General features: G+C 68.9%; 18 protein-coding genes and 3 pseudogenes. 11 read left to right on the top strand and 10 right to left on the bottom strand.

All coding sequences use genetic code 11. The features are described 5' to 3' along the window. Window positions 1-68: 68 nt before the first annotated feature. Together STRTU_RS35360 and STRTU_RS35355 are read left to right on the top strand one after the other, a co-directional pair. Window positions 69-992, top strand: coding sequence for a helix-turn-helix transcriptional regulator (locus STRTU_RS35360; protein ID WP_159749480.1), 924 nt, complete (start codon window positions 69-71; stop codon window positions 990-992). 190 nt (window positions 993-1182) lie between these two features. Next, window positions 1183-1467: pseudogene (locus tag STRTU_RS35355) on the top strand (NF041680 family putative transposase); the annotation flags it as partial. On the opposite strand, the pseudogene STRTU_RS35350 reads toward STRTU_RS35355, so the two are convergent. The 3 genes and pseudogenes from STRTU_RS35350 to STRTU_RS35340 form a co-directional block, all read right to left on the bottom strand. After that, window positions 1468-1797, bottom strand: a pseudogene (locus tag STRTU_RS35350) (transposase); the annotation flags it as partial. It abuts the pseudogene before it with no gap. Between the two features lie 549 nt (window positions 1798-2346). Continuing rightward, complete coding sequence (locus STRTU_RS35345) at window positions 2347-3384, bottom strand: D-alanine--D-alanine ligase family protein (protein ID WP_159749478.1); 1038 nt, start codon at window positions 3382-3384, stop codon at window positions 2347-2349. A gap of 347 nt (window positions 3385-3731) precedes the next feature. Then, window positions 3732-4817 carry a DMT family transporter gene (locus STRTU_RS35340; protein WP_269777432.1) on the bottom strand — a complete coding sequence of 362 codons (1086 nt, stop codon included), beginning with the start codon at window positions 4815-4817 and terminating at the stop codon, window positions 3732-3734. Window positions 4818-5342: 525 nt separating this feature from the next. Here STRTU_RS35340 and STRTU_RS35335 point away from each other — a divergent pair. Beyond that, window positions 5343-5777, top strand: coding sequence for a DUF6196 family protein (locus STRTU_RS35335; protein WP_159749474.1), 435 nt, complete (start codon window positions 5343-5345; stop codon window positions 5775-5777). 275 nt (window positions 5778-6052) lie between these two features. On the opposite strand, the gene STRTU_RS35330 is transcribed toward STRTU_RS35335, so the two are convergent. Further along, a complete protein-coding gene (locus STRTU_RS35330; protein ID WP_246241713.1) occupies window positions 6053-6232 on the bottom strand; it encodes a (2Fe-2S)-binding protein in 180 nt (59 codons plus the stop codon). A gap of 938 nt (window positions 6233-7170) precedes the next feature. Here STRTU_RS35330 and STRTU_RS35325 point away from each other — a divergent pair. Both STRTU_RS35325 and STRTU_RS35320 read left to right on the top strand, forming a co-directional pair. Beyond that, window positions 7171-7764: an RNA polymerase sigma factor gene (locus STRTU_RS35325; RefSeq protein ID WP_269777431.1), complete on the top strand. Its 594-nt coding sequence runs from the start codon at window positions 7171-7173 to the stop codon at window positions 7762-7764. Next, window positions 7746-9413 carry an IclR family transcriptional regulator domain-containing protein gene (locus STRTU_RS35320; RefSeq protein WP_269777430.1) on the top strand — a complete coding sequence of 556 codons (1668 nt, stop codon included), beginning with the start codon at window positions 7746-7748 and terminating at the stop codon, window positions 9411-9413. The genes STRTU_RS35325 and STRTU_RS35320 overlap by 19 nt, the downstream gene beginning before the upstream one ends. A gap of 264 nt (window positions 9414-9677) precedes the next feature. Here the strand turns inward: STRTU_RS35320 and STRTU_RS35315 are convergent, their stop codons facing one another. Next, the gene (locus tag STRTU_RS35315; protein ID WP_159749470.1) at window positions 9678-10493 is read right to left on the bottom strand and encodes an SDR family NAD(P)-dependent oxidoreductase; all 816 of its coding nucleotides are present in this window, start codon (window positions 10491-10493) and stop codon (window positions 9678-9680) included. Window positions 10494-10685: 192 nt separating this feature from the next. Here STRTU_RS35315 and STRTU_RS35310 point away from each other — a divergent pair, with 192 nt between their 5' ends. Then, window positions 10686-11099 (top strand): PaaI family thioesterase, encoded by a 414-nt coding sequence (locus tag STRTU_RS35310; RefSeq protein ID WP_269777429.1) that lies wholly within the window; start codon window positions 10686-10688, stop codon window positions 11097-11099. Between the two features lie 178 nt (window positions 11100-11277). Here STRTU_RS35310 and STRTU_RS35305 read toward each other — a convergent pair whose 3' ends face one another. The 5 genes from STRTU_RS35305 to STRTU_RS35285 form a co-directional block, all read right to left on the bottom strand. Beyond that, window positions 11278-12423 carry an ABC transporter substrate-binding protein gene (locus tag STRTU_RS35305; protein WP_159749468.1) on the bottom strand — a complete coding sequence of 382 codons (1146 nt, stop codon included), beginning with the start codon at window positions 12421-12423 and terminating at the stop codon, window positions 11278-11280. A 324-nt stretch (window positions 12424-12747) separates the two neighbouring features. Next, window positions 12748-13422, bottom strand: a complete 675-nt coding sequence (locus STRTU_RS35300) for a response regulator (RefSeq protein WP_159749466.1) — start codon at window positions 13420-13422, stop codon at window positions 12748-12750. Beyond that, a complete protein-coding gene (locus tag STRTU_RS35295; protein ID WP_246241646.1) occupies window positions 13419-14816 on the bottom strand; it encodes a sensor histidine kinase in 1398 nt (465 codons plus the stop codon). The genes STRTU_RS35300 and STRTU_RS35295 overlap by 4 nt, the downstream gene beginning before the upstream one ends. Window positions 14817-14871: 55 nt before the next feature. Beyond that, window positions 14872-16860 (bottom strand): protein-arginine deiminase family protein, encoded by a 1989-nt coding sequence (locus STRTU_RS35290; protein ID WP_159749464.1) that lies wholly within the window; start codon window positions 16858-16860, stop codon window positions 14872-14874. Between the two features lie 158 nt (window positions 16861-17018). Beyond that, entirely contained in the window at window positions 17019-17933 is a 915-nt protein-coding gene (locus tag STRTU_RS35285) for a LysR family transcriptional regulator (protein WP_159749462.1), read from the bottom strand. Between the two features lie 116 nt (window positions 17934-18049). Between STRTU_RS35285 and STRTU_RS35280 the strand changes: the two genes are divergently transcribed. From STRTU_RS35280 to STRTU_RS35260, 5 genes and pseudogenes are all read left to right on the top strand, one after another. Next, the gene (locus STRTU_RS35280) at window positions 18050-18895 is read left to right on the top strand and encodes an oxidoreductase (RefSeq protein WP_159749460.1); all 846 of its coding nucleotides are present in this window, start codon (window positions 18050-18052) and stop codon (window positions 18893-18895) included. Window positions 18896-19089: 194 nt separating this feature from the next. Further along, window positions 19090-20505: an MFS transporter gene (locus STRTU_RS35275; RefSeq protein WP_246241644.1), complete on the top strand. Its 1416-nt coding sequence runs from the start codon at window positions 19090-19092 to the stop codon at window positions 20503-20505. 102 nt (window positions 20506-20607) lie between these two features. Continuing rightward, window positions 20608-21648 carry a vWA domain-containing protein gene (locus STRTU_RS35270; protein WP_159749458.1) on the top strand — a complete coding sequence of 347 codons (1041 nt, stop codon included), beginning with the start codon at window positions 20608-20610 and terminating at the stop codon, window positions 21646-21648. A 253-nt stretch (window positions 21649-21901) separates the two neighbouring features. Beyond that, a pseudogene (locus STRTU_RS35265) lies at window positions 21902-22132 on the top strand (EF-hand domain-containing protein); the annotation flags it as partial. A gap of 429 nt (window positions 22133-22561) precedes the next feature. Continuing rightward, entirely contained in the window at window positions 22562-23356 is a 795-nt protein-coding gene (locus tag STRTU_RS35260; RefSeq protein WP_159749454.1) for an SDR family NAD(P)-dependent oxidoreductase, read from the top strand. Window positions 23357-23362: the final 6 nt, after the last annotated feature.

The raw sequence follows: 23362 nt of genomic DNA, 5'->3' as shown, positions 1-23362 counted from the left end.
GGACCGGGGGACTGCCAGTCCCCCTTTCGCGGGCCGTCGGGGCGATCTTGGGCCCTATCGTGAACGGCATGGACCGCAACACAGCTCTCGGTGACTTCCTCCGCTCCCGGCGGGCACGGATCACCCCGCGCCAGGCGGGCCTGACCGACGACGGCGGCTCGCGGCGAGTGCCAGGACTGCGCCGCGAAGAGGTCGCGCAACTGGCGGGCGTGAGCGTCGACTACTACGTACGCCTGGAACGTGGACGCCGACTGAACGTCTCCGAGTCCGTGCTGGACGCCATCTCCCGCGCGCTACGCCTCGATCCCGTCGAACGCACCCATCTGTTCCAGCTCGCCAAGCCCGCCGCAGGCAGGCCCCGCCGCACGGCGACGCGTCCGCAGCCGGTCCGCCCGGGGCTGCGCGACCTGCTCCGGATCCTTGAGCACACCCCCGCCCTTGTGCTGGGGCGGCGACTGGACGTCCTTGCGTCCAACCAGATGGCACGTGCGCTGCTCACCGACTTCGACGCGCTGCCGCACCGCGAGCGGAACCTGGTGCGGTTCATGTTCTGCGACGAGACCGCCCGCTCGCTGTATGCCCACTGGGACACCCACGCCCAGGACATTGTCGCCTCGCTCCGCCGCGACGCCGGACGCCATCCCCACGATCCGCTGCTGGCCGAACTCGTCGGCGAACTCTCTATCAAGGATGAGGACTTCCGCCGCTGGTGGGCCGACCAGAACGTGTATCGGCACGCGCATGGCAGCAAACACTTCCACCACCCGGTCGTCGGCCCGCTCACCCTCAATTACGAGTCCCTCACCCTGCCCGCCGACCCGGACCAGCGGCTGAGTGTCTACACCGCCGAGGCAGGCTCCAGCTCCGAAGAGGCGCTTCGGCTACTGGCCGGGTGGATACGGCAGCCCGAGACCGCGCACGGGCAGCACGCAGATCATGACACGGAGGGTGGCGGCGGCTCCCGCCGGTCCGCGAGGAGCGGTCGGCCATAGGGGTCGGCCATAGTGGCTGCGTCCCATGAGCCGGGATGGGCGTTATGGAACACCGGCAGACCTTGCGCCCCACCGCCGGTGTCCCGAAACCCTCGTCGAGGGGGAAGGCGGGATTGAGAGCAATGCGACCTGCCCATTCGTGCCGCGCAGCAACTCTCAACACGTAGTCAGAGGTTAAAACTCAATCGGTCTGGAGCACACCTTCGGCTTCGCGAAGCAGACCCTCGGATGGACCACCCCGAAACTCCGTACTCCCGAGGCGGCGGACCGCTGGACCTGGATCCTGATCGTCGCTCACACCCAGCTCCGGCTCGCCCGGCTCCTCGCCGCGGACCTCCGTCGGCCCTGGAGAAACCCACCACCTCCGACCGGCTCACCCCGGCCCGGGTCCGCCGGGGCAGGAACATCCGCGCTCACCTCGCCTGCCCGACCCGTGTTCCCAAACCCCGAGAGAGCCGGCCCCGGACGGCCCCCCCCGGTGGGACTTGTTGTGTGCCTGCTTCCAGTCGGGCAGCTCTTCGCCATTGTGCGGCCGATGCGGCATGACGAGTCCTGTGCCGGGATAGCCGCCGTCGGCGATCGTGGTGGTCTTGCCGATGGCGGCCTTGGCGCCGGATTCCTCCCATGCCTTGCAGTCGGCGCGGTTGCCGGGAAGCGGTCGGCCGACCACTCCGACCAGGCGCGTGTCAGCGTCGATCATGACCTGATGGTTGGTGGAGTACCGGTAATTCTTCGACTGCTCGGCGATGGTGTGGTCGCGGGTGGGCACCAAGGTGCCGTCCACGATGAGCAGGGTGGAGTCCGCTGTAGCGAGTACGGCGGCGGGGCGATCGTCTACCTCACCCAGGGCAACATCACCTCCCGGGTACCCAACCCCGTCCCGCTCGACCTGCGCGTCGAGTACAAACAAGTTCTGCAGCAGTTGCCAGGCGATGTCGTTGTGTAACACGTACAGGATGCCCTGCAGACACAGCCGGTCCCGGCACCGGCCGCGGGCCAGGAGCCTTGTCGATGCTGCGCCAGTGCTCCCGTACGGCGTGCACTGGCGCAGCGGGCGAAGCCACCGGCCACGCAGATCAGCCGTGAGGCACCCTACGTTCGTCCGTCGGGGCGCTCGCAGCCCACGGAGCCCAGGGATCCCCTGATCCCACATACGTCTCACACGCGCCTGGGCCCACGCCAGCGCGAGGGTGAAGAAGGGGTCGCCGTAGGCCGACAGCGTCTCGGGAGCCACAGGACCAGGACCGGACGCTGCCGCAGCAGGTTCACGTAACTCCGCTGTGCGAGTGTGAGTAACCTCCGGTGGCGCTCACTCGGCGGCCGGTGCACGCGCGCAGGGCGTACGTACGCTGCGTCAGCGCGTCGCGAGGTCGAGGATGCGCTGGATGAGGTCGGGGTAGATCCAGCCGGCCCCGGTCGCCGCGAGCGGCAACAGGCTCGTTGCCGTCAGGCCCGGGAGCGCATTCACTTCGAGGCACATCGGCTCTCCACCGGTGTCGCAGCGGAAGTCAGTGCGCGAGTAGGAGTCAGCGTCGAACCCCAATGCCCGGTGCGCGTGCAGGGCCAGCTCCTGCAGCCGGGACGCGAAGGCCGCCGGGACCCGCGCAGGGCACACCTCGCTCACCGCTCCCGGCTGGTACTTGGCCGCGTAGTCCCACACCGGAGTCGTCAGCTCGATCTCGACCACCGGAAGCACCTGATCACCGACCACGGCCACGGTGAACTCGCGCCCCGGCAGGAACGGCTCCACCAGCAGCTCGACGCCACGGGAGCGCACCTCGGAAGCGACCTCGGCCAGTTGTGACAGCGAGTCGACCCGGTACACCGACACACTCGACCCGTCCGCTGCCGGCTTTGCCACCACCGAACCCGCCGCGACCAGTCGTTTCACCTTCTCGGGTACGTCTCCGTCCCCGGGCCGCCACAGCGCCCGTTCCACCACGGGCAGCCCCGCCGCACCGAGCACCGCCTGCGCCCGGCCCTTGTGCCAGGCGGCCGCACACGCCGCGCTGCCCGCACCGGTGAACGGGATGCCCGCCATTTCCAGCAGCATCTGCACGTGCCCGTCTTCACCCCAGCCACCGTGCAGCGCCAGGAACACGGACTCCGCCCCGCGCAGGAGATCAAGGACCGGACCCTCCGTCAGGGCCGTGTACATGCGCCGCCGCCACTGCTGCTGATCGGAGAGGGACGGTGGTTCCTTCGCGACACTGACTCCGTCGACCGCGTCGCCAGGGTGCAGCGGTCCAGCCAGGACCGGCACCGCCGCGGCCGGATCGACCAGCACCACCTCGTGCCCCCGCTCAAGCAGAGCTTGGGCGACCGAACGGCCTGAGGCCAGCGAAACATCCCGCTCGGAGCTTTCTCCACCGCATAAAATCACTACGCACATAGGGGAATTCTGCCACGCCGGCCGGAAGGCCCCACCGCCGGGAGTGCTGCCGAATTTCGCACCTCGCCGTCAATGCGGCCGCCGAAAGCTGCTCGTGCAGGTGGCGGGTGGACTCCGCGCCGAAGAGCCGATCCGACGCGAAGCTGAAGAGGTGAACGGACGGCGCCGTGCCGGGTTCGATGGCGTGGGGGCGGGGGCGGGGGCGGGGGCGGGCGCAATCGCCTCGCGCAGCCGGTCGATGTTGTCGGAAGCCTGTCGAGGCCGAACGGCTGGCACAGCAAGGGCAGATTACGCTTACGGAAGTACGCGTATGCCGGTTACACGGCGCAAATAGATGATGGCGCCCGTCACAAATGTGTCTCCTCAGGAATCGTGACTTCCGAAAGCGCCAACTTTCCTGGCTCTTTAGAGGACTCGGTGTCCGCTTCATAGGGAAAGAGAAAAACTCCGAAGAGGATCAGCGCACCACCGATGACCTTGGGAGTGGAGAGATCCTCACCGAGCCACAGCACAGCGACCACGACACCGAAAAGCGGGATCAGGTTGAGGGCCATGCCGGCCACGCCGACAGCCACATGGGACACCGCGTAGTTGTAGGCGAGGTAGCCCAGCGCGAAACCGACCAGTCCGATCGCCATCGCGGCTGCGACATGCGGCAGTTGCGCGAGGCCGGGAACCTTCTCGGAGCCGGTGCCCCACACGATGGCCATGACGGGAATCGTGAAGAGGAACCCGAATCCGAATTGATAGGCGGTGATTTCCAGTGCCGACGCCTCCGCGGCGAGACGGCTGACCACGATCACCGACGCCGACGCCCCCAGAGCCCCCAGGAGGACCAGCGCATCACCGATGCTGCTGCTGAGGGTGAAATGTGCACCGGTCAGCAGCGCAGCGCCGACGGTGGCGACAAGTACACCCGCCACGCTACGGCGGGTGACGGCTTCCTTGATGAAGACGACCCCCATCACCAGCACCATCGCGGATTGCAGGCCGTCCAGGAGTGCGGCATCCGCGGCACCGGTGTGCTGGAGTCCGAGATCGAGCGCGCCGTAAGCCACCACCGGCTCCAGCAATCCGAGAAAAAGGTAGTGGCGTAGCGGTACGGTCCTGCGGGGACGCAGGCGCAGCCTGGTGGTCCACAGCGCGGACGCGGCAGTGCCGACCTCGATGAAGAGGGTGGTGAATGCGCCGATCCCGTCCACGGCGTATTTCGCTACGGCGGTAGCCACACCCCAGCTTCCCGCAGCGGCAATCAAGGCCCCGTAAGGCCGCAAGCGTTGCAATTCAACTCCAGGAACGACTCTCGCGGTGAAGTCGGAGGGATCCGTTCGCACTTTCTCCCTGGATGCCGAAGAAACTAAACGGAGCGACCACACACCCGGTGGCCGGTGATCACGATCCTGTAGGTCAACACCCGGACCTGTCAAGGGCATTGGCATTTCTGCCATTGCCCCGGGAAGGCGCTCTCGCCTGGGTGCCCGAGGCCGCATCTGTCACGATTCACGAATGCCCGGATAGTAAAGAACCGGCAAATCTGGCCCGGCGTGCTACCGAATCCGTACGGTCGTTCCGCCAAGGTGATTCTGATGTCAGGCTTGTTCTGTCGCCGCCGCAACAGCATTGAACTTCGAAATCAGTTGAGAGCAGGGCTTGCGCAGCCGGTGAGTCCGCTGTCGTCGCGAGACAGCAGAGCGACAATGCGATGGTTCGAGCCGTAGGCCCCGCTGTCCTGCAACGAGATCCAGCGACTCTTCATCGCCCTAGCCGTCCGGCCGACCACACGACGGCACACCAACTCGACTGGTCCCGCTGGCGACGAGACCACCAAGCCCGAGCACGCGCCTGCCACCACCGACGACAAGCAGCCACCACATGAAGATCACGACCTTGCTCGTCGGAGGCGATCGCACGATGATCCCCGGGTGGGATTACGGCTTACGAATCAAGGAGTCTCGCTGATGGTCAGTGTGAGTATGGAGACTGCAGAACAGACAGAGCAGCGGCTACGCCGTGAGATCGCTCAGGCTGACCTCGTCGTGCACGACGGCGTCTGGTGCTTTGAAGAGTCTCCGGCCGACCAGCCGCCGGCTCTCACCGCCGCGACGCTGGCAGTCGTTCGGGACCGGGAGAGCTGGAGCCGCCTGGTCCCGCTCACCCAGGAGGACGACGACGTCGAACGCTTCGGAATCTTCTCCTTCCACTTCGACGATCATGTGGACAACAGCGGTTTCGTCGGCTGGCTGGCCACCCACCTCAAGGTCGAGCTGGGGACCGGCGTATTTGTTGTCTGTGGCAGCAACCGCGCCCGCGGCGGCATCTATGACTACTGGGGCTGTCCCATCGACTTGCTGGATCAGGCCATCACGGTCGTCAGGGCGCTACAAGACAACTGATCTGCATGCAGGCGGCGATCCATCCACAAACGGTGAAGATCACGATCTGCAACTGGAGTACTAGGTGTATTGCGCTGTGAGATGGGCGCACAGGGCCGCATACATCGGTGGAAGTTCGCTGTGGCGACCGCCGCTCCCTCCCCGTGCGGCACGCATACGCCGCAGGCCACGAGGTAGCCGTGGTGCGCTATGACAGCCTCGACGCCGTCAGGAATGGGTTCCGTCCCACAACGCCGTCCTGGCGGCGGGATCCCCAGCCGTTCGGCGCAAGGATGCTATGTGGTGGCGGAGTTGACGCGCTCGGCGCCGCGTGGAGCACGGCCCCTGCAGTGGAGGACGCACTCGTCGCAGTACCCGGAGCCCGAGACCCGGTAGTAGAGGCAGCAGTTGTGGCGACGGTATTCGAGGGGGTCGAGCGTGAGGGTGCCCGCGCTCGCGAGGGGCTCCCGTGCCAGTAGGGCGGTGGCGAGTGGCAGCGGCGGGTGCGGGACATGCGGAACGCGCCTGGTCGTTGCTGGTCGGTGCCGAGTCGTTTGCCCATGGCGGTGACGGACGCTTCCAGCGCTCCCTGTTCCCTGTGCAGGTCGATAAGCGGCGAGAAGTCCGCGGCATCGGGGCGTGGCCCGCTGAACACCTTGAAGTAGGGGCCGATGGCGGAGATCTGAGCGAGTGTGTCGGTGGTCATCATGGGTTTCTCCCGGCTCGGGCCCGGCGCTCGGCCTGCTTCCAGCTGAAGAGCTGAGAACAGGGCACGAGGACCCGAACCCAGATATGCGAGTGCGGCTCCGCCAGGACCTGACACCCCTTGCGGTGCTTGAGTTCTCGTCTGGTCCCGGCTGTCACAGGGGCCGGCGCGCGACGAGGTTCGTCAGTGCGTCATGCGGGTGTTCCGGCGGTTGATGCCCAACCAGGTCGCGGCCGCTGCCGCTGCGGCGACCACGGCAAAGGTGCCGAGGTTGTCCTGGCCAGCCTCCGTAAATCGGTACCGCCGCTCAGCAACGTTCACCTCTTCAAAGCTGCCGGTCAGTACTGATCATTTGTGATCTCCGGGGGAGAACTGGGGCTTTTGGAGCGTCAAGGGGGCGAGGACGCACGCGCGTCCTGTTGAAGCATATGGAGATCGACTCAAGATGACGGCGTCCTTCGAGTGGGCCGGGCTCGTCTCGGCCGTGGTGAGCGCAGTGGTACCCGTAGTGGCCGCACTGGCCCCTGCCGGTCTGGAGCGTCGCTGGGCGAAGCGGATCCACGCGCGGCGCAGGCCCCCCGTTCAGTCCTGCGAGTACTCACCCGACGGTCGGACAGTGGTGGTGGAAGTCGCCGGTGCAGACCGTGTGGAGCTCATCGTTCATGCAGGTTCCGCCGCCGGCGGTCCGTCCTCCAAGGAGCGGGCTCAGTGGTAGGAGGTGAGGCTCATACCGACCGGGTCGACGCGGTGGTCAGCGGCGTAGGTAAGAAGTTGGAGGACTACTACGCCACGCACATGACGAAGATGCCGCTGTTCCTGCGTCGGCGCTCGGAGAAGAGGCTGTCGTTGGAGGCGTGCCAGGACATCGCGCAGGAGGCCTTCCTCAACGTCGCACGGCGGATCCAGTCCGGTGAACTGGACGAAGACGTCAATATCGTGGCGTATCTGACAACAGCCGCGAAAAACCTCGCGTGTTCCCAGATGCGCGCGAGGCGTCATCTGGAGCTGGCCGACGAGGTTCTGGAGAGCGTGTCGGAGCTGGCGGCCGACGAGGAGCCCGGCGACGACGCGCTGGAGGACCTGGTCTGGCCGGCGATCGAGGCGATGTCGCTGAGCACGCGGAAGCGGGTCGTGTACTGGCAGAGCCAGGGGCTCAAGGACATCGAGATCGCAGCGGCGCTCGGCATACCCGCGGATCGGGTCCACCGGGAGCGACACAAGGCGGTGGTCGAACTGCGGCGGGCACTTGGGGAGTTCATCCGAGACCAGCACCGGAACAAGACATGGAAGAAGGACAGGTGACGGGTGTGGGCCGCTTCGACGAGGGCAGTGGCAGCCGCGAGGAGCGGGTGCTGCCGGCGGGGCTGGTGCAGCTCATGGGGATGCTGGTCGGGCCGCCTGACTTCTGGTACCGCCCCGATGGGGACTTCGGTCAGCTGGCCAACACCGTGCAGCGGGATGCTGCGGCTCGGAAGAGGGCGAACTCGCTCTACCGGATCGGGTCGCGCGCGCTGGACCGTCAGGAACTGCAGGACGCCGCGAACTGGCTGGGAGAGGCGGCCTCCTGCGGGCATCCGGGAGCGTTGTTCCGGCTCGCTGTGGTGGCTCTGCGCGCCGGCGAGGACTGGACAGGCGAGGCCACGTTCCTGATCGCCGAGGCCGCGCGCCTCGGGCACGGCGACGCGGCTCGGTTGCTGAGGGCGCTCGCGCATCGCCGCCCCGAGCCCCAGCCGACCGAGCCCACGGTCGAGGATGTCGAGTTCTTCGACGAGGCCCGCGAGCGGCTCGGCATCCGCGAGGAGATGCTGCTGTCTGACGACGCTTCGCCGGAGGCGGAAGGGGAAGCCGGCCGCAGGTCGCAACTCACCAGGGCGCGGGCTGAGCAGCCTGGGCTGTTTCTGGTCCCTGCTCCGCGGCTGCCGAAGCGCTTCCTACCCGACCGGGGCGGGGCCGCGGTGGCCGCGACGGACGCCGCTGCCTGCTCCGCGACGGCTCACCCGGGGAGCGGGGCGCCTGCCCTTCAGGTCCCCGACCTTCACGTAGGCGGTCATCCTGCTGCGATCTCCGCCGCGTGGCGTGGGGGGACCACCGGTGGGGAGCCGTGGTGGTCGGCGAACGCGCTGCGACCGGCGGTCCTCAACGACATGGCGCGCAGCCGCCCGGCTCCCACACCCTCGCCAGACCGGTGGCAGACGGCACAGCGAGCCCGCGATCTGATCCACCTCATCAACAGCTCGGAGGGGATCGACACCCGGACGTTGGCCCAGCGCGGGGGGTTGTCGATGAACATGACGATCAAGTTGCTGGACTGGCTTCGTGAACAGCGTCTGGTCGACACCGTCGGAGGGGCTCATCGTCCCGGCCCCGTCATGCTGCTGACCATGGGCAAGGACCCCGGGCTGCTGCAGAGGACGCTCGCTGAGCTGCGTGACGAGCTGGATGCGGCCGTGTATCTCAGCAGCTACAGCGACGGTGAGATCCGCATCCACGAGGCCGCCCACAGCCGCACCGCTCCCCCGGCGAAGGAATGGGCGCCGTTCAGCGACACCGGGCACGCGAGCGCCGTGGGGAAGAGTCTCCTGGCGCAGCTCGACTTCGAGTCGCGCATGGAGCACCTGACCCGTTATCCATCGGTCCAGCTCACTGATCGGACCATCACCAACCCGCGCCGCCTTGTGGAGGTGCTTGACGGACACGGCCCGCATGCCGCGCAGTTCGACCTGCTGGAGTACTCCAGGACGGAGGTCTGCGTCGCCTACTCGCTTGGGCTGCCCGGCCAGGCATCCAGCATCGCCTTGTCCCTGCCGGCACATCAGCACCCGCGTTTGATCGCTGCTGCGCGGTCTCTCAGCGTACGTGCGACGGGCATCTTGCTGGCACACCTCGTCGCAGACGACCGAACCGGCAGCCTGCCGCTAGCAGACGGGGTTCCGCGGCGTGCCCTGCCCTGAATTCGAAGGCACGCCGAGATGCCGCGCCCTGCTCCAGTGGCACACGACTGTCCTGCGTGTTGTCGGCCTGCCGCCGCCGGTTGGCCTGATCGTGGGGTGCGGCGCGGTGCGGCGGACCACCAACAACGCCTGGAGCAGGGGGGACATCAGAACGCGGCGGACCCCGTCATCCTTGGGTGGGTATGGAGCTGGTCGGGCAGTCAGCACCCACTCACCCACACGATTCGCGGGGCAGCGCCCAGCCAGGGCCGGTCCGGTAGTCCGCTAGAGGCGTGGGGTGCGCGCCTCGATGCGGTGGTCGAAGGCGGCGCCGCCGACGCCGACTGTGGTCACTCCGCCGTCGACGGTGAGGTCTGCCCCGTTGACGTAGGACGCGGCGGGCGACAGCAGCCAGTTGATCGCCTCGGCGACCTCCTCGGGATCGCCCGGCCGGCGGGCGGGAGTCAGCCGGTTCGCCTCCTCGTACGCCGCCTCGGCACCGCCCGCCAGCCCTGCCTCCGCCGCGAACCGCGCCATCCGCTGGTCTGCCATCTCCGTACGCACCCACCCCGGGCACACCGCGTTGGCCCGCAGCCCTTGCGGCCCGTAGTCGACGGCGAGGGAGCGGCACAGGTGGAGCAAACCCGCCTTGGACGTCGCATAGGCGGCGTTGCCGACGCTGTTGCGGAGCGCGGCGACCGAGGCGACCGCGACCACCGCACCGCGGGCCGCCAGCAGATGCGGCAGCGCGGCACGCAGCAGCAGGAACGGGCCGGTGAGGTTGGTCCGTATCACCTCTTCCCAGTCCTCGACCTCGGTGTCACCCACCGCGCCGCCCCGCCCGATTCCGGCGTTGAGCACCACACCGTCGAGCCTCCCGTACGCCGTCACCGTCGCCTCCACGAGCGCGCGCACGGCCTCAGGATCGGCGGCGTCGGAAGGGTGCGCCAGCGCCCCGGTCTCCTCGGCCACCCGGCGCAGTGGCTCGGGCCTCCGCCCGGAGATCACGACCTGGTGCCCGGCCGCGCGCAGCAGCCGGGCAGTGGCCGCCCCGATCCCCGTTCCCCCGCCCGTCACCAGGACAACACGCTGTTCCGACATGGTCGTTCGCCTCCGAAGTGGTCAGCTTCCGGTTCCCCGCACCGCGAGCATACGTGGATCATGTCGAGAGAGTTGATCGGCGAGTTGACCATGAAGTGCCGTGTGTGGCACAGGCGTTGGGCCTGAATGGTCGTGATCACCGCTCCGCTGGATCTGCGCAATCGGCATACGTAACGTTGCTATGTTCGGTCGATGATGGATATCGACGCCGCTCAAGCCGTCCTCGATAACAGCCCCTTCGGACCCTGGTGGGGATTCAAGGTGGAAGCTGTCGGGAAGGGCCAGGCAAAGGTTTCGTTACCCCAGCGTCCGGAACTCTTCCGCCCCGGCGGCGTCCTCCAGGGCGGGTGCGCGATGACGCTTGCCGACGTGACCTGCTGGATCGCCATCATGTCGCTGTTCGGCGAAGACGATCCGTCCGTCACCCAGCAGATGACAACGAGTTTCCTCGGCCCGGCGCGCACCGATCTGGTCTGCGAGTCGACGATCGTCCGGTCCGGCCGCCTGATCGTCTACGGCACCGCTGACACGACCGACACCGCCGGAAAACTCGTCTCCCACCACACCCTGACGTATATCCGGCCACCTGAGCGGAACGGGACCTGAGAGATCCGTCCGCCCTCAGCCACAGCCCCCTGCCCGGGGAGGTGTCGCAAGCACCGTCGACGAGCGGGGTGGCCGTCGTCGGTCACGCGGGGACCCTCGGGCGGGTACCAGGCGGCCGCGCGGCGGCGCCGCTCCGAAGAAACGGCGGGCGCCGCGTCGGCCCTGGTGCGAGTCGCGGTTATCGGGAGGCGAGCTTGCCCCAGCCCTGGGCGATGTCATCCTTGGCATGGCCCAGCTGCGCCTCGGTGGGGAAGCTCGGCGTGCCGGAGACCTTCGGCAGCTTGGCGGCCGCGGCCTTGTCGAGCGTGCCGTCCTTCTCCATCGCGGCCATCAGGGCGGGGCGGGCGTAGCCCTTGAGCCAGAGGTTCTGGCCCTCGGCGCTGTAGAGGTACTCCTGCCACAGTCGGGCGGCCGCCGGGTGCGGGGCCTTCTCGTTGATGGCCTGTGAGTAGTACTGCGAGAACTTGCCGTCCTCTGGGACCGTGACCTGCCAGTCGAGTCCCTTCCTCTTGAACTGATCGGTGTACCTGGCGTTGAGGTAGTCCCAGTCGAGGACGATCGGCGTCTTGCCCTTCATGATGGTGGCCGCGGTGGCCTGGACGGGCGTGTAGTTGCCCCTCCTTTTGAGCTTGGCGAAGAAGTCGATGCCGGGCTGGATGTAGTCGAAGGAGCCGCCGCTGGCGAGGGCTGCCGCGTACACACTGCCGAAGGCCGAAGCCGACTTGGTGGGATCGCCGTTGAGCGCGACGAGCCCCTTGTACTCCGGCTTGAGCAGCTCCTTGAAGGTGGTCGGACAGTTCTTCACGCGATCGGCATCGCAGCCGATGGAGATATAGCCGCCGTAGCCGTTGTACCAGCGGCTCATCCCGTCCTTCTGGCCGTCCGGGATATCAATGAAATCGGTGACCATGTACTGCGCGAGCAGACCCTTCTGGGCGGCGCTGTACGCGAAGGAGCTGCCGAGGTCGAGGACGTCGGGCGCCCCGTCCTGGCCCTTGCGGGAGGTGACGGCGTTGATCTCGTCCTGGCTGGCGCCGTCCGGGTTCTCCACCTTGACCTTGATGCCGTACTTCTTCTCGAAGCCGTCGATCAGTGCGCCGTAATTGGCCCAGTCGCGGGGCAGCGCGATGGCGTTCAGCGTGCCTTCGGCTTTGGCTGCTTTGACGAGCGCGTCCATGCCCCCGAAGTCCTCGGCCGTGATGGCGGTGGCCGCGCTCTCTCCGTCGGCGTTCGTCGACGCGTCCGCGCTACAGGCGCTGAGGACGAATGTGGCGGCGACGAGGCCGCTGGTAATGGCGGCGGCTCTCGGCAGGATCTCGGTCACGGTCTCTCCAGAGGGGTACACAAGGGGGCACAGCGGACACACGGGAATTCGCGTGGGGGGTGAAAACTTGTGCGAACAACTCGTCTGAACAAGTTGGCCATAGTAGGCACGCTGTAGATGTCTGGTCCGTAACATCTTCAAAACTCTTGGCTGCCATTCCTGCACATCTGTGGCACACAAGGATGTATCACGGTGCATCATCCACGCCGGTCGCGCTGCGCACGCAGCGCACCACTCTGCGCGAGAGAGCATGGCGGCACCACGCCACGAGGTGATCGCCATGGAGCTACGGCGGGCGATCGACCGCGAGGACTACGGACAGCCCTAGACCTGGTCCGTCGTGGCCAGGCCGGACTGCCATGCCCAGGCGGCGATGCCCACCCGGTTGCGGACCTCCAGCTTGCGCTGGAGGTTGGCCAGGTGGGACTTGACGGTGGCGAGGGAGATGAACAGTTCCTGGCCTATCTCCGTATTCGACAGCCCCCCGGCGACCAGCACCGCGACCTCCTCCTCACGCGGGGTCAGCGCCTCAGCGGGCGGGCGCCCCGTCCGGGCGGCCGGCGGGGCGAGGCGGTGCAGCATGCGCGCGGTGATCTGCGGGCTGATGAGCGCGTCGCCGGACATCGCCGCGCGCACGGCCTCGACCAGCAACGTCGGTCCGGAGCGTTTCAGCAGGAAGCCCGAGGCTCCGTCACGGAGTGCGGTATGCACGTAGGCGTCGAGGTCGAAGGTGGTGACCACGATGACCCGGACCTGCGGATCCGCGTCGGGCCCGGCCAGCCGCCGGGTCAGTTCCAGGCCGTCGAGGTGCGGCATCCGGATGTCCGCGAGCACCACGTGGGGACGCAGACGACGGGCGGCGTCGAGCGCGGCGACACCGTCGGCCGCCTCGGCGATCACGGTCATGTCGGGTTGGGCGTCCAGGACGAGGCGGAAGCCGCTGCGGATGCTCGCCTGATCATCCGCCAGCAGGATACGGATGGTGCCGGGAGCGGTCACGTGACGGCCTCCTCGTGTGCGGTGTGCCGCGCGAGGTCCGTCCGGCCGAGCCGACCCGCCGTCGACAGCGCGCCGCAGGGTAACGGCAGGGTGGCCGCTACCTGCCAGCCGGCGGTCCCGTGCGGCCCTGCGGCCAATGAGCCGCCGAGGGCTTCGGTCCGGTCGGCGAGACCGGCCAGTCCTCCGCCGCTCCACTCGCGTTCCGGAAGCGGTGAAGTCCGGGCGGCGGTCCCGGCGCCGTCCGAGTCGGTGACGGTGAGACGCAGCGCGACGCCGTCCCCGTACGGCACCCGTCGGGCCGCGATGTCGACGGCGGCGGCCGCGGGTGCGTGGCGGCGCACGTTGGTGAGGGATTCCACCACGATCCGGTAGCCGGTGGCGCTGATCTCCCCGGGCAGCTCGTCCAGCGCACCGGCGGTCACGTCGAGACGGGCCAGGACCGTGCCGGTGCGGGTGAACCGTGCGACCAGCTCCGGAAGTTCGGACAGATCGCGCCGCCGATGACGGGGGCCGCCAGGGCGATCCGGACCGGGAGGGCTCCCTGGGGGCGGGGCGGGTACGGCGCCCGGCTCACCCGCCTCCGCCGCCAGGGCCCTCTCCCGGCCACCGCCTCCCTCCCCGCTTCCGCCGTCTCCTTCTCCGTCTCCGTCTCCGTTGAGTGTCCACACCGTACGGTCCATCGCGGCCAGTGCCTGCATGCCCGCTTCTTCGATCCGCGGCAGCAACTCCACTGCTCGCGCAGGGTCTTCCCGCGCCAGGAACCGCGCCGCCTGCACCAGGACCACCACCCCCATGACGTCGTGTGACGCGAAGTCATGCAGGTCGCGTGCGACTTCGAGGCGCTGCGCGCGACGCTGCGCCGCGAGGGCCCGGCGCCTCGTGGAGTCCAGGCCGCGCAGATAGCAGCCGGACGCGGCGGCACCTGCCGCCAGCAGGGAGCAGATCAGGCACAGCACCCCGGTCTCCGCCGGATCCGCGGGCGGGTCCAGATACGGGCCGATCCGCATCGGCAGCACCGCGATCGCGGTCACCTGCACGGAGGCGAACACGATCGCTCTGCCCCTCCCCTTCGTCCGGCGCACCGTCGGCACCAGGAGCGCGAGCAGCGCGAGCGTCTCCAGGACCCACCACCAGCCCGTGACATCGGAGACCGGCCCCCGGTAGCAGGCCGTCACCGTCACAGAGGCCGTGGCAGCGACGAGGCCCGTGCACCGGCGGACCGCGAGGCGCTGTGGCAGGCGGGCCACTGTCGCCAGTGCCGCACCGGCTGCCAGCAGTCCCACGGCGACGATCACCCCGCCCGCGGCGGGCTCGGTCACCCAGGCAGCGCCGACCATGCCGAGGAACAATAAGCCACTGAGGACGCGTATGCCGGACACGTATGGGTCGCTCATGAGTGCCGACCTTATGAGACAGGGCAGTTGGTCCCGGTGGCGGCCCGCGTAGGGCTCAGTCCCGCTCGGTCCACCACGGCCGGGTGCCGGCGTGGCCGCGCAGCGCGTTGGTCGCGCAGTGCACTTCGCCGCCGACGGTACCGAGGTGGTGCGCGTAGTCCCAGTCCTCCACCCAGGCGATCCGGGTGCCGGTCGGCCGCAGGGCCTGCTCGGCAGCCCGCTCGAAGACATCCCCGCCACCCGCCGCCGGGGCGTGCTGGCGTGGCGCCAGATAGACCCCGGTCCCGGTACTGACGCCATTGGACGCGCCGGGCAGGTAGTTGGCGACCACGTCGTGCCGCGGATACCCGGCGGGCAGGTCGATCACGTCGAACAGGGCGGGGACCCGCACGATGTCGCGCTCCGTCAGCCCGGCCCGGACGCGCAGGGTGCGCAGGGCGGCGTCGATGCCGCGCCGGGCGATGTCGGTGCCACGGGTCAGGGAGGGCTTGCGCAGCGCGCCGGCGATGGTCAGTCCGGGGTCCGCGGTGTCTTTGGGGGCGATACCCCGGACCAGCGGCCGGCCGCCCTGACCGTGCCGGACGAGGCCGCTCAGCAGCTTCTCTCCGAGGTCGGGGTCCGAGACGACGGCCACCCAGCCGCGGGCGTTCCGTGCCCGGACGAAGGACAGGAATTCGTCGATGTGACCGACCCCCAGCCAACTGGTGTCCAGTGCGATCGGCCGCTGGTAGCCCTGTGCGGTGAGCATCCGGAGGAAGGATGTGTCCGGGGACTCCTTGCCACCGTTCCCGCCGTAGACGACCCGCCCGACCGGATAGCGGTGGCCACGCCAGGTGTGAGGCGGGAGGGTGCCGAAATTTCCGGTGGAACTGAAGGAGCCGTAGTACTGGCTGTCCTTGCTGCCGACGCGTCGGGGATCGTACTGCTGGAGTACTCCCGTACCGGGGCCACGGAGCAGCGGGAACGCACTGCGCGAGGCGTCCCGCAGCGGGAACGCGCGCGTCGCCGTGCCCGGCATGACATCCGCGGACCGCAGGAGAACGGTGACGCGGTGCTCCCGGCCGCCGGGGGCGGGTATGGAGGCATACGCGGTCTTGAACAGGTCCTGCATCCAGACGTCGTCGCCCGTGGGGTAGTTGTACAGGGGGGCGGTCAGTCCGGCCCGGTCGAGGCCACGCCGCAGGTCGTGACGGAACACGGCTTCTCCGGAGCGTGTGGGCCGTGGTTGCGCGGAGGGGTCGTAGCGCTTGCCGCGTTCCACCTGGGCCGGCTCGGTGGTGTGATCGGCTGTCATCATGCGCCGCATCGGCATCAGATCGTGCTCGAACACCAGCGGCGCGACCCGGAGCCGCACCCGGTCCTCGGCGGTGTGACCGCCGCGGTCGACCCTCAGCACGAGGTCGGCGAAGCCGTTCCACTTCTTCGGATCGCGTACAAAGTCCCGTGCCTCGATCCCCAGACAGACACCATGGCGCAGTTCACGGGTGGTCAGCCGGTCGCCGGGCCCCAGCCGGACCATACGGCCGTGACGCTCGGCGAAGATCCCGACGTGGTCCCGGGAAGCGGGGGCGGCGGTGACGGTGGCGGTGGTTCCCGCCACGGCCCGTGGGTCGGCGGCGATCTGCGCGGGGGCGAGGTCGGCGAGGTCGGCCCGTCCGTTGACGACGGTGTCCGCGGCATCGTGGCAGGCGGCGAGGCGGTCGTCGCGCAGCCGCGTGCCTGCGGGGCCCGCAGTAGGGCAGCGTCGCTGGTCATCGTCCACATTGGGCAGCATCAGCGCGCCGCGGCCGCGGGTCCAGGTGTCCTTGCCGAGGTCGTCGGCCGGGGTGATCTCGCCGTCCCGGTTCGTGTCCGCCCGGAGTGCCGGCCCGAGCGGCGCCGCGTGCGCGGTACAGGCCAGGAGCGTCCCCGCCGCGACCGTGAGCAGCGCCGCTCCGAGCGCGCCCGCTCTCACGGCCCCGGGACGGCGCCCCCAGCGGGGACTCGTTCCCGGGCAGGGTGCGGGGTGGGTGGCGGAGGTGGGCACGGAGTTGTCGTCGTCCATGGCCTCACCCTCAGTGCCGGACGGGCCGCCGGGCATCCACCGGACGGCGGGTCCCTCGTGTGAGACGGCGGCCGTCTCATCCTTTCGGCTGTCCATCCGCCCCTGCCACACACGCGCAAGGCGCCCCGGGCCTCCGGTGCTGATGGGGCAGGCTCCCTTCAGGAGGTGCCGGCGCCCACCTTTGCCGCCGCGGCCAGGTAGGCCGCCACCAAGGGCCGCTCGTCGTCCCGGCGGGCGGCTACCGCCAGACGGGAGGGCGAGATGCCCCGGACCGGGACGGCGATCACCTCGTCCCGGACGACCAGCGGGGCGTTGCCGGTGGCCAGAAGTACCACGCCCTGGCCGTTGGCGACCGCCTCGTGGGTCTCCTCGGCGCTGCCCACCACCGCGCCTATCCGCGGCGCGCGACCGTCCCGGGCGTCCAGGGCAAGCCAGTAGTCCCGCAGCGGGCCGGCCTCGGAGGGGAGGGCGAGGAACGGCTCGTCGAGGAGATCGGTGAAGTCCACCGCTCCCTCCCTGTCGGCTGCTGCCCGCGCCGCCAGAGGGTGCCCCTGCGGCAGTGCCACAAAGCGTGGCTCCCGGGCCACCACTGCATGCCGGTAGCGGTCGCCGTCCGGCAGGGGAAGCCAGACGAAGGCCACATCGCTCGATCCGTCCGCCAACCCGGCGCTGGGGTCGGCCCAGTTGACCTGCCGCAGGACGGGCCGGGCGTGCGGGTACCGGGAGATCAACCGGGTTCGCAGGGCGGGCAGCAGCCCGCGGCCGGGGCTGGTGGACATGCCGATCACCAGGGTGTGCAGCTCGGCGGCCCTCGCCTCCTCCACCGCCTCCTCGGCGGCCTCCCATGCGGCCAGCATCCCGCGGGCGTGCGGCAGCAGGGCTTCCCCCACCACGGTCAACCGCACCGACCGCCGGTCCCGATGGAACAGACACGCGCCGACCTGCTTCTCCAGCATCCGTATCTGCTTGCTGAGCGCGGGCTGGGAGACGAACAGCCGCTCGGCGGCGCGGGTGAAGTTCAACTCCTCGGCGACTGCGGCGAAGTAGCGCAGATCGCGTCCATGGACATCCATAACTCATGGCTATCACGGCAAGTCTTGGACGTGGTCCCGGATCCCGGAGAAGGATGGGAGCTGTCACCGGGCAGGCCCCGGGCGGCAGTTGACGAGAGAGACGGGGAGACGAAGAGATGACCGAGAACGGCAAGGTCTGGCTGGTCACCGGTGCGAGCAGCGGTTTCGGGCGAGCCATCGCCGAGGCCGCGATCGCCGCCGGTGACACGGTGGTCGGCACGGCCCGGCGGACCGAGGCGCTGGCCGACCTGGTCGCCGCGCACCCCGACCGGGTGGAGGCGATCGGCCTGGACGTGACCGACGGCGGGCAGATCGACGTGGTGGCCGCCGACGTGCTGGCGCGCTACGGCCGGGTGGACGTGCTGGTGAACAACGCCGGGCGCACACAGGTCGGGGCGTTCGAGGAGACCACCGACCGGGAGCTGCGTGACCTGTTTGAGCTGCACGTGTTCGGCCCGGCGCGGCTGACCCGGGCGCTGCTTCCGCAGATGCGGGAGCGGGGCAGCGGATCGATCGTGAACATCAGCAGCTTCGGCGGACAGCTGTCCTTCGCCGGGTTCTCCGCGTACAGCGCGACCAAGGCGGCACTGGAGCAGCTGTCGGAGGGCCTGGCCGACGAAGTGGCACCGTTCGGCATCAAGGTGCTGATCGTGGAGCCCGGCGCCTTCCGCACCAACCTGTTCGGCAAGGGCGCGGCCCACTTCTCCCAGGAGCACCCGGCGTACGCGGAGAAGGTCGGCGCCACCCGGAAGATGCTGCAGGACGGTGACGGCACCCAGCCCGGGGACCCGGCGAAGGCAGCGGCGGCGATCCGGCTTGCCCTGGACGCCGAGGAGCCCCCGCTGCGGCTCGCCCTCGGCGGCGACGCGGTGGACTTCCTCGTCGGGCACCTGGACTCGGTGCGGGCCGAACTCGCCGTGTGGGAGAAGGTCTCCCGGGGGACGGACTTCGACACTCGGTGACGGTCCAGGCGGCGCGGGACCTGTCAGCGCAGGCGGGACCCGGTCCAGGCGGTCCCGGCGTCGGCAGCGCTCCCGGGCCCCTCACTTCACCGCACCTGGACGCTCCCGCCACCTGCCTGCCGGTCAGCACGCGCCCCGGCCCTCCCCTCTCCCCTCTCGATTGCACACCTTCAAGAAGGTCCAGGAGTGCCCTGATGAAATCCCTGCTCAAGTCCTCCCCTGCCGCCCGCGCGTCGGCCGCTGCGCCGGGGGTGGCCCGGGGCGGATCCACCGTGGTGCTCGGCGCCGCCCTGCTCGGCTTCTTCCTCATCGCGCTGGATGCGTTGATCGTCACCGTCGCACTGCCCGACATCGGCCGCAGCCTCGGCGGCGGCATGTCCGGCCTGCAATGGATGGTGGATGGATACACGCTGATATTCGCCGCCCTGATGCTCTCCGCAGGCGCCCTCTCCGACCGCATCGGGGCCCGACAGGCTTACGGCGGCGGGCTGGTGCTCTTCGCGCTGGCCTCGGCCGCCTGCGGACTGGCGCCCAGCCTCGGTGTACTGGTGGCGGCGCGGTTGGTGCAGGGCGCCGCGGCGGCAGTGATGATGCCGGCGTCGCTGGCGCTGGTCCGGCAGGGCTTCCCCGACCAGGCGAAGCGGGCGCAGGCGATCGCCCTCTGGACGGTGGGCGGCGCGGTCGCGGTGGCGGCCGGACCGGTACTCGGCGGGGCGCTCACCGCTACCGTGGGCTGGCGGTGGATCTTCTTCGTCAACCTCCCGGCGGGCCTGCTGGCGCTCGCCCTGCTGGCCCGGGTGCCGGCCTCGCCGCGGCTCCCCGCGCGCCTGGACGTGGTCGGGCAGGCAACGGCGGTGGTCGCGATGGGGGCGCTGACGTACGGCGTGATCGAGGGCGGCGACAAGGGCTTCGGCCGGCCGCTCGTGGTGGCGTCGCTGGTGGTGGCCGCCGCCGCGGCAGCCGCCTTCCTCACCGCACAGGCCAGGGGCGCCCGCCCGATGCTCCCCCTGCCGCTGTTCCGCTCGCGGGTGGTGGCGGTATCCCTGGCAGTCGGCTTCATGCTCAACGCCGCCTACTACGGAGGGGTGTTCCTCTTCAGCCTGTACCTCCAACAGGAGCGCGGACTGTCGGCGCTGCATGCGGGCCTGATGTTCATCCCGATGACCGCGCTGGTCGCAGTGGTGAACCTGGCCTCGGCGAAGCTGGCCGCGCTGTTCGGCCCGCGGGTGCCGATGGTGGCAGGACAGCTGGTCACGGCGGCCGGGCTGCTGGCGCTGCTCGGGGTCGGCACACACACCCAGGTGTGGACGGTGGCGGCGCTGATGGTGCCGGTCGGCCTCGGCGGGGCACTGACCGTGCCGGCACTGACCGCCATGCTGCTCGACGCGGTACCCGCGGACCGGGCAGGCACCGCGTCCGCCGTACTCAACACCGCCCGCCAAGTCGGCGGAGCCATCGCGGTGGCGGCCTTCGGGGCCCTGCTGGCGGGGGCGAACACCTTCCTGGCCGGAATGCGGTGGAGCATGCTGCTCGCCGCGGCCGGGCTCGTGCTGACAGCGGGCGCGACACTCACACTGCCGCGGAAGGGGCGGCGGGACGGAGAGGTGTGAGGCTTCCGGCCGGCGAAGGGGCGGCGGGCCTGGCTCCAAGATCGATTGTCAGTGGTGGGTGCGAAGGTAGGTACATCGCGTCGGAAACAAGGGGGAGCGGTTATGTCCGGAAGCCAGAACTACATCAATCACGTTGCTCTGGTGTTGGATGCCAGTTCGTCGATGTCGCACCTGAGCCGGAAGGTCGTGGAAGTCGCCGACCAGCAGATTGCGTATCTTGCCCGCCGGTCGAAGGAGCTGGACCAGGAGACCCGCGTGACGGTGTACGTCTTCGCGGACAAGGTGGAGTGCGTCATCTACGACAAGGACGTGCTGCGGATGCCGTCCCTGAAGCAGCTGTACCGGGTCGGTGGAATGACGGCTCTGCTGGCGGCCACACTGAAGTCGCAGCGGGAGCTGGCGCAGACGGCTCAGCTTTACGGCGACCACAGCTTCCTGACGTTCGTGCTGACCGACGGGCAGGAGAACGCAAGTCATCGCTGCGAGGATGCGCCTACCCGGGATCCGCGTGAACTGGTACAGGGCGTCGTCAAGATGGTCGAGACGCAGGAGGACAACTGGACGCTGGCCGTCCTTGTGCCGGACCAGATGGGCAAGCGCGAAGCCATGCAGTGTGGTTTCCCGAAGGACAACATCGCCATCTGGGACGCCACGAGCACACAGGGCCTGGAGGAGGCCGGGCAGGTCATCCAGCAGGCAACCGAGAAGTTCATGGTGGGCCGCTCCCAGGGCATCCGGGGGTCGCGGGCGGTGTTCTCCATGGGTGCCGAGAGCGTCAACAAGGAGACCATAAAGGCAGCCGGCCTCACCCCGGTGAATCCGTCCGAGTACCACTTGATTCCGGTGAGTCGCGAAGCGGGGATCCGGGACTGGGTCATCGAATGCGGGCACTCCTTCCGTACCGGTTGTGCGTTCTATCAGTTGAGTAAGTCGGAGAAGATCCAGGCGCGGAAGCGGATTGCGGTGCTGGAGAAGAAGACGGACCGGGTGTACACGGGGCCGGAGGCCCGAGCCCTGCTCGGCCTGCCGGACACGGAAGTTCGCGTCAAGCCGGACCACAACGACGACTTCACCATCTTTGTACAGAGCACCAGCGTGAACCGGAAGCTGGTACCGAGCACTCGGCTGCTGCTGATGAACTGATGTCTTGAAGCCCCGCCGGTACGAGCATGACGGTCATCGCCATGCTCGTACCGGTGGGGCGGGACGACGTTCATGCGGGGGTGTTCCGCCGTGCGGGGGTGTTCCGCCGTGCGGGGGTGTTCCGCGCTGCTTCCGGCGGCGGAGCGGCGGCGTCATTGCTGTGGGTTGTCATCAGCCGGCTCCTGCGCGGTTGGCCGCCGCCGCGGTGCTCTGGGCGGGCGGATAATCTGGGCCTGTCAACGAAGATCACAGAAGGGCGGAGCACATGGCAGACATCATGGAGACGGCGGCGCGGAAGGTCTTCGAGCGCTACGACGTCGACGGCGACGGCCTGGTCACCGCAGAGGAATACCGCAAGGTCGTAGCAGAGCTGGAGGGCTCGGAGATCACCGAGGCCCAGGCCCAGGAGCTGATTGACTCGCTCGACACCAACGGCGATGGCCAAATGTCCTTCGAGGAGTTCTGGGCGGCCATGAAGGGCTGACACTGCCCGGTCCGGCAGGTGACTGCGCGGCAGGCGGTGTGGTCTCTTCCCGTCATGGCGTGGATCGTGGACGATGAGCCGGCCGAACACACCAGCACACGAAGCCCCCGGGCCGTCATGAACCCGGGGGTTCGTGCTGCCGGCGCTCGGCGCGGGAAGGCGAGCCGGCCGACGCCGAGCATGATGTGGTCCACGGCCGACCAGTGATCCAGCATCCTGCCGGGAGGCGAAAACCAAGGTCAGACCTGTTTCTGAGTTCTCTATCTCATTGGAGTTCCGGCGGTCACCTGAGTCGTCTGGAAAGACGCTGGTCAAGCGGATATGCAGGTCCAGGTGGGGAGCTGGACGCCCCGGCCCCTCGGCTGGGCTGATGGCTTCGTTTCCGCCTACCCTCGATATAGGGGGTGATCCAGCACGAAAAGGACGATCATGGACCTTCAGCTCACTGACAAGGTCGCTGTCGTCACCGGAGCGAGCAAGGGCATCGGCCTCGCCATCGCCGATGCGTTCGCCCGTGAAGGCACACACGTCATCGCCGGCAGCCGGAGCATCACTGCCGAACTCGAAGGGCTCCGCGAGAAATACGGCGTCACCGCCTTCCCGGTCGACCTGTCCACCGCAGAGGGACCGGACGCGCTCGTCCGGCACGCGGTGGACCAGTACGGGAGGGTCGACGTCCTGGTCAATACTTTGGGTGCCGGGACGCCCCGCCGGGGCTTCCTGGACATCGACGACACCGAGTGGCAGCGAATCTTCAACATGACCCTGTTCAGCGCGGTCCGGGCCAGCCGCGCCGCGCTTCCCTACCTGCTGGACGCGGCGGGGAGTTCCATCATCAACATGAGCTCCATCAACGCGCGCCTGCCCTTCCCGATGGTCGTGGACTACTCCGCAGCCAAGGCCGGGCTGAGCAGCCTGACCAAGTCACTGTCCGAGGAGTTCGCACCACAAGGCGTACGGGTCAACGCGATCGCCCCGGGACCGGTCCGCACCCCCTTCTGGACCGCTCCGGGTGGCTTCGCCGATGCCACGGCGGCTCAGGCCGGCACGACCGCGCAGGAAGCCATCGACGTAGTCGTGCCGCAGAGCATGGGCATTTCCACCGGGCGGGTCACCGAGGCCCACGAAGTCGCCGACCTGGCCCTCTTCCTCGCCTCCCCGCTTGCCGGCAACATCACCGGAGCCGAATTCACCATCGACGGTGGCCAGGTCAAGACGTTGTGATCGAAG

The organism is Streptomyces tubercidicus, assembly GCF_027497495.1.
Taxonomy (GTDB): Bacteria; Actinomycetota; Actinomycetes; order Streptomycetales; family Streptomycetaceae; genus Streptomyces; species Streptomyces tubercidicus.
The sequence above is the reverse complement of the archived record's forward strand: the minus strand, read 5'-3'. Positions and strand labels throughout refer to the sequence as shown.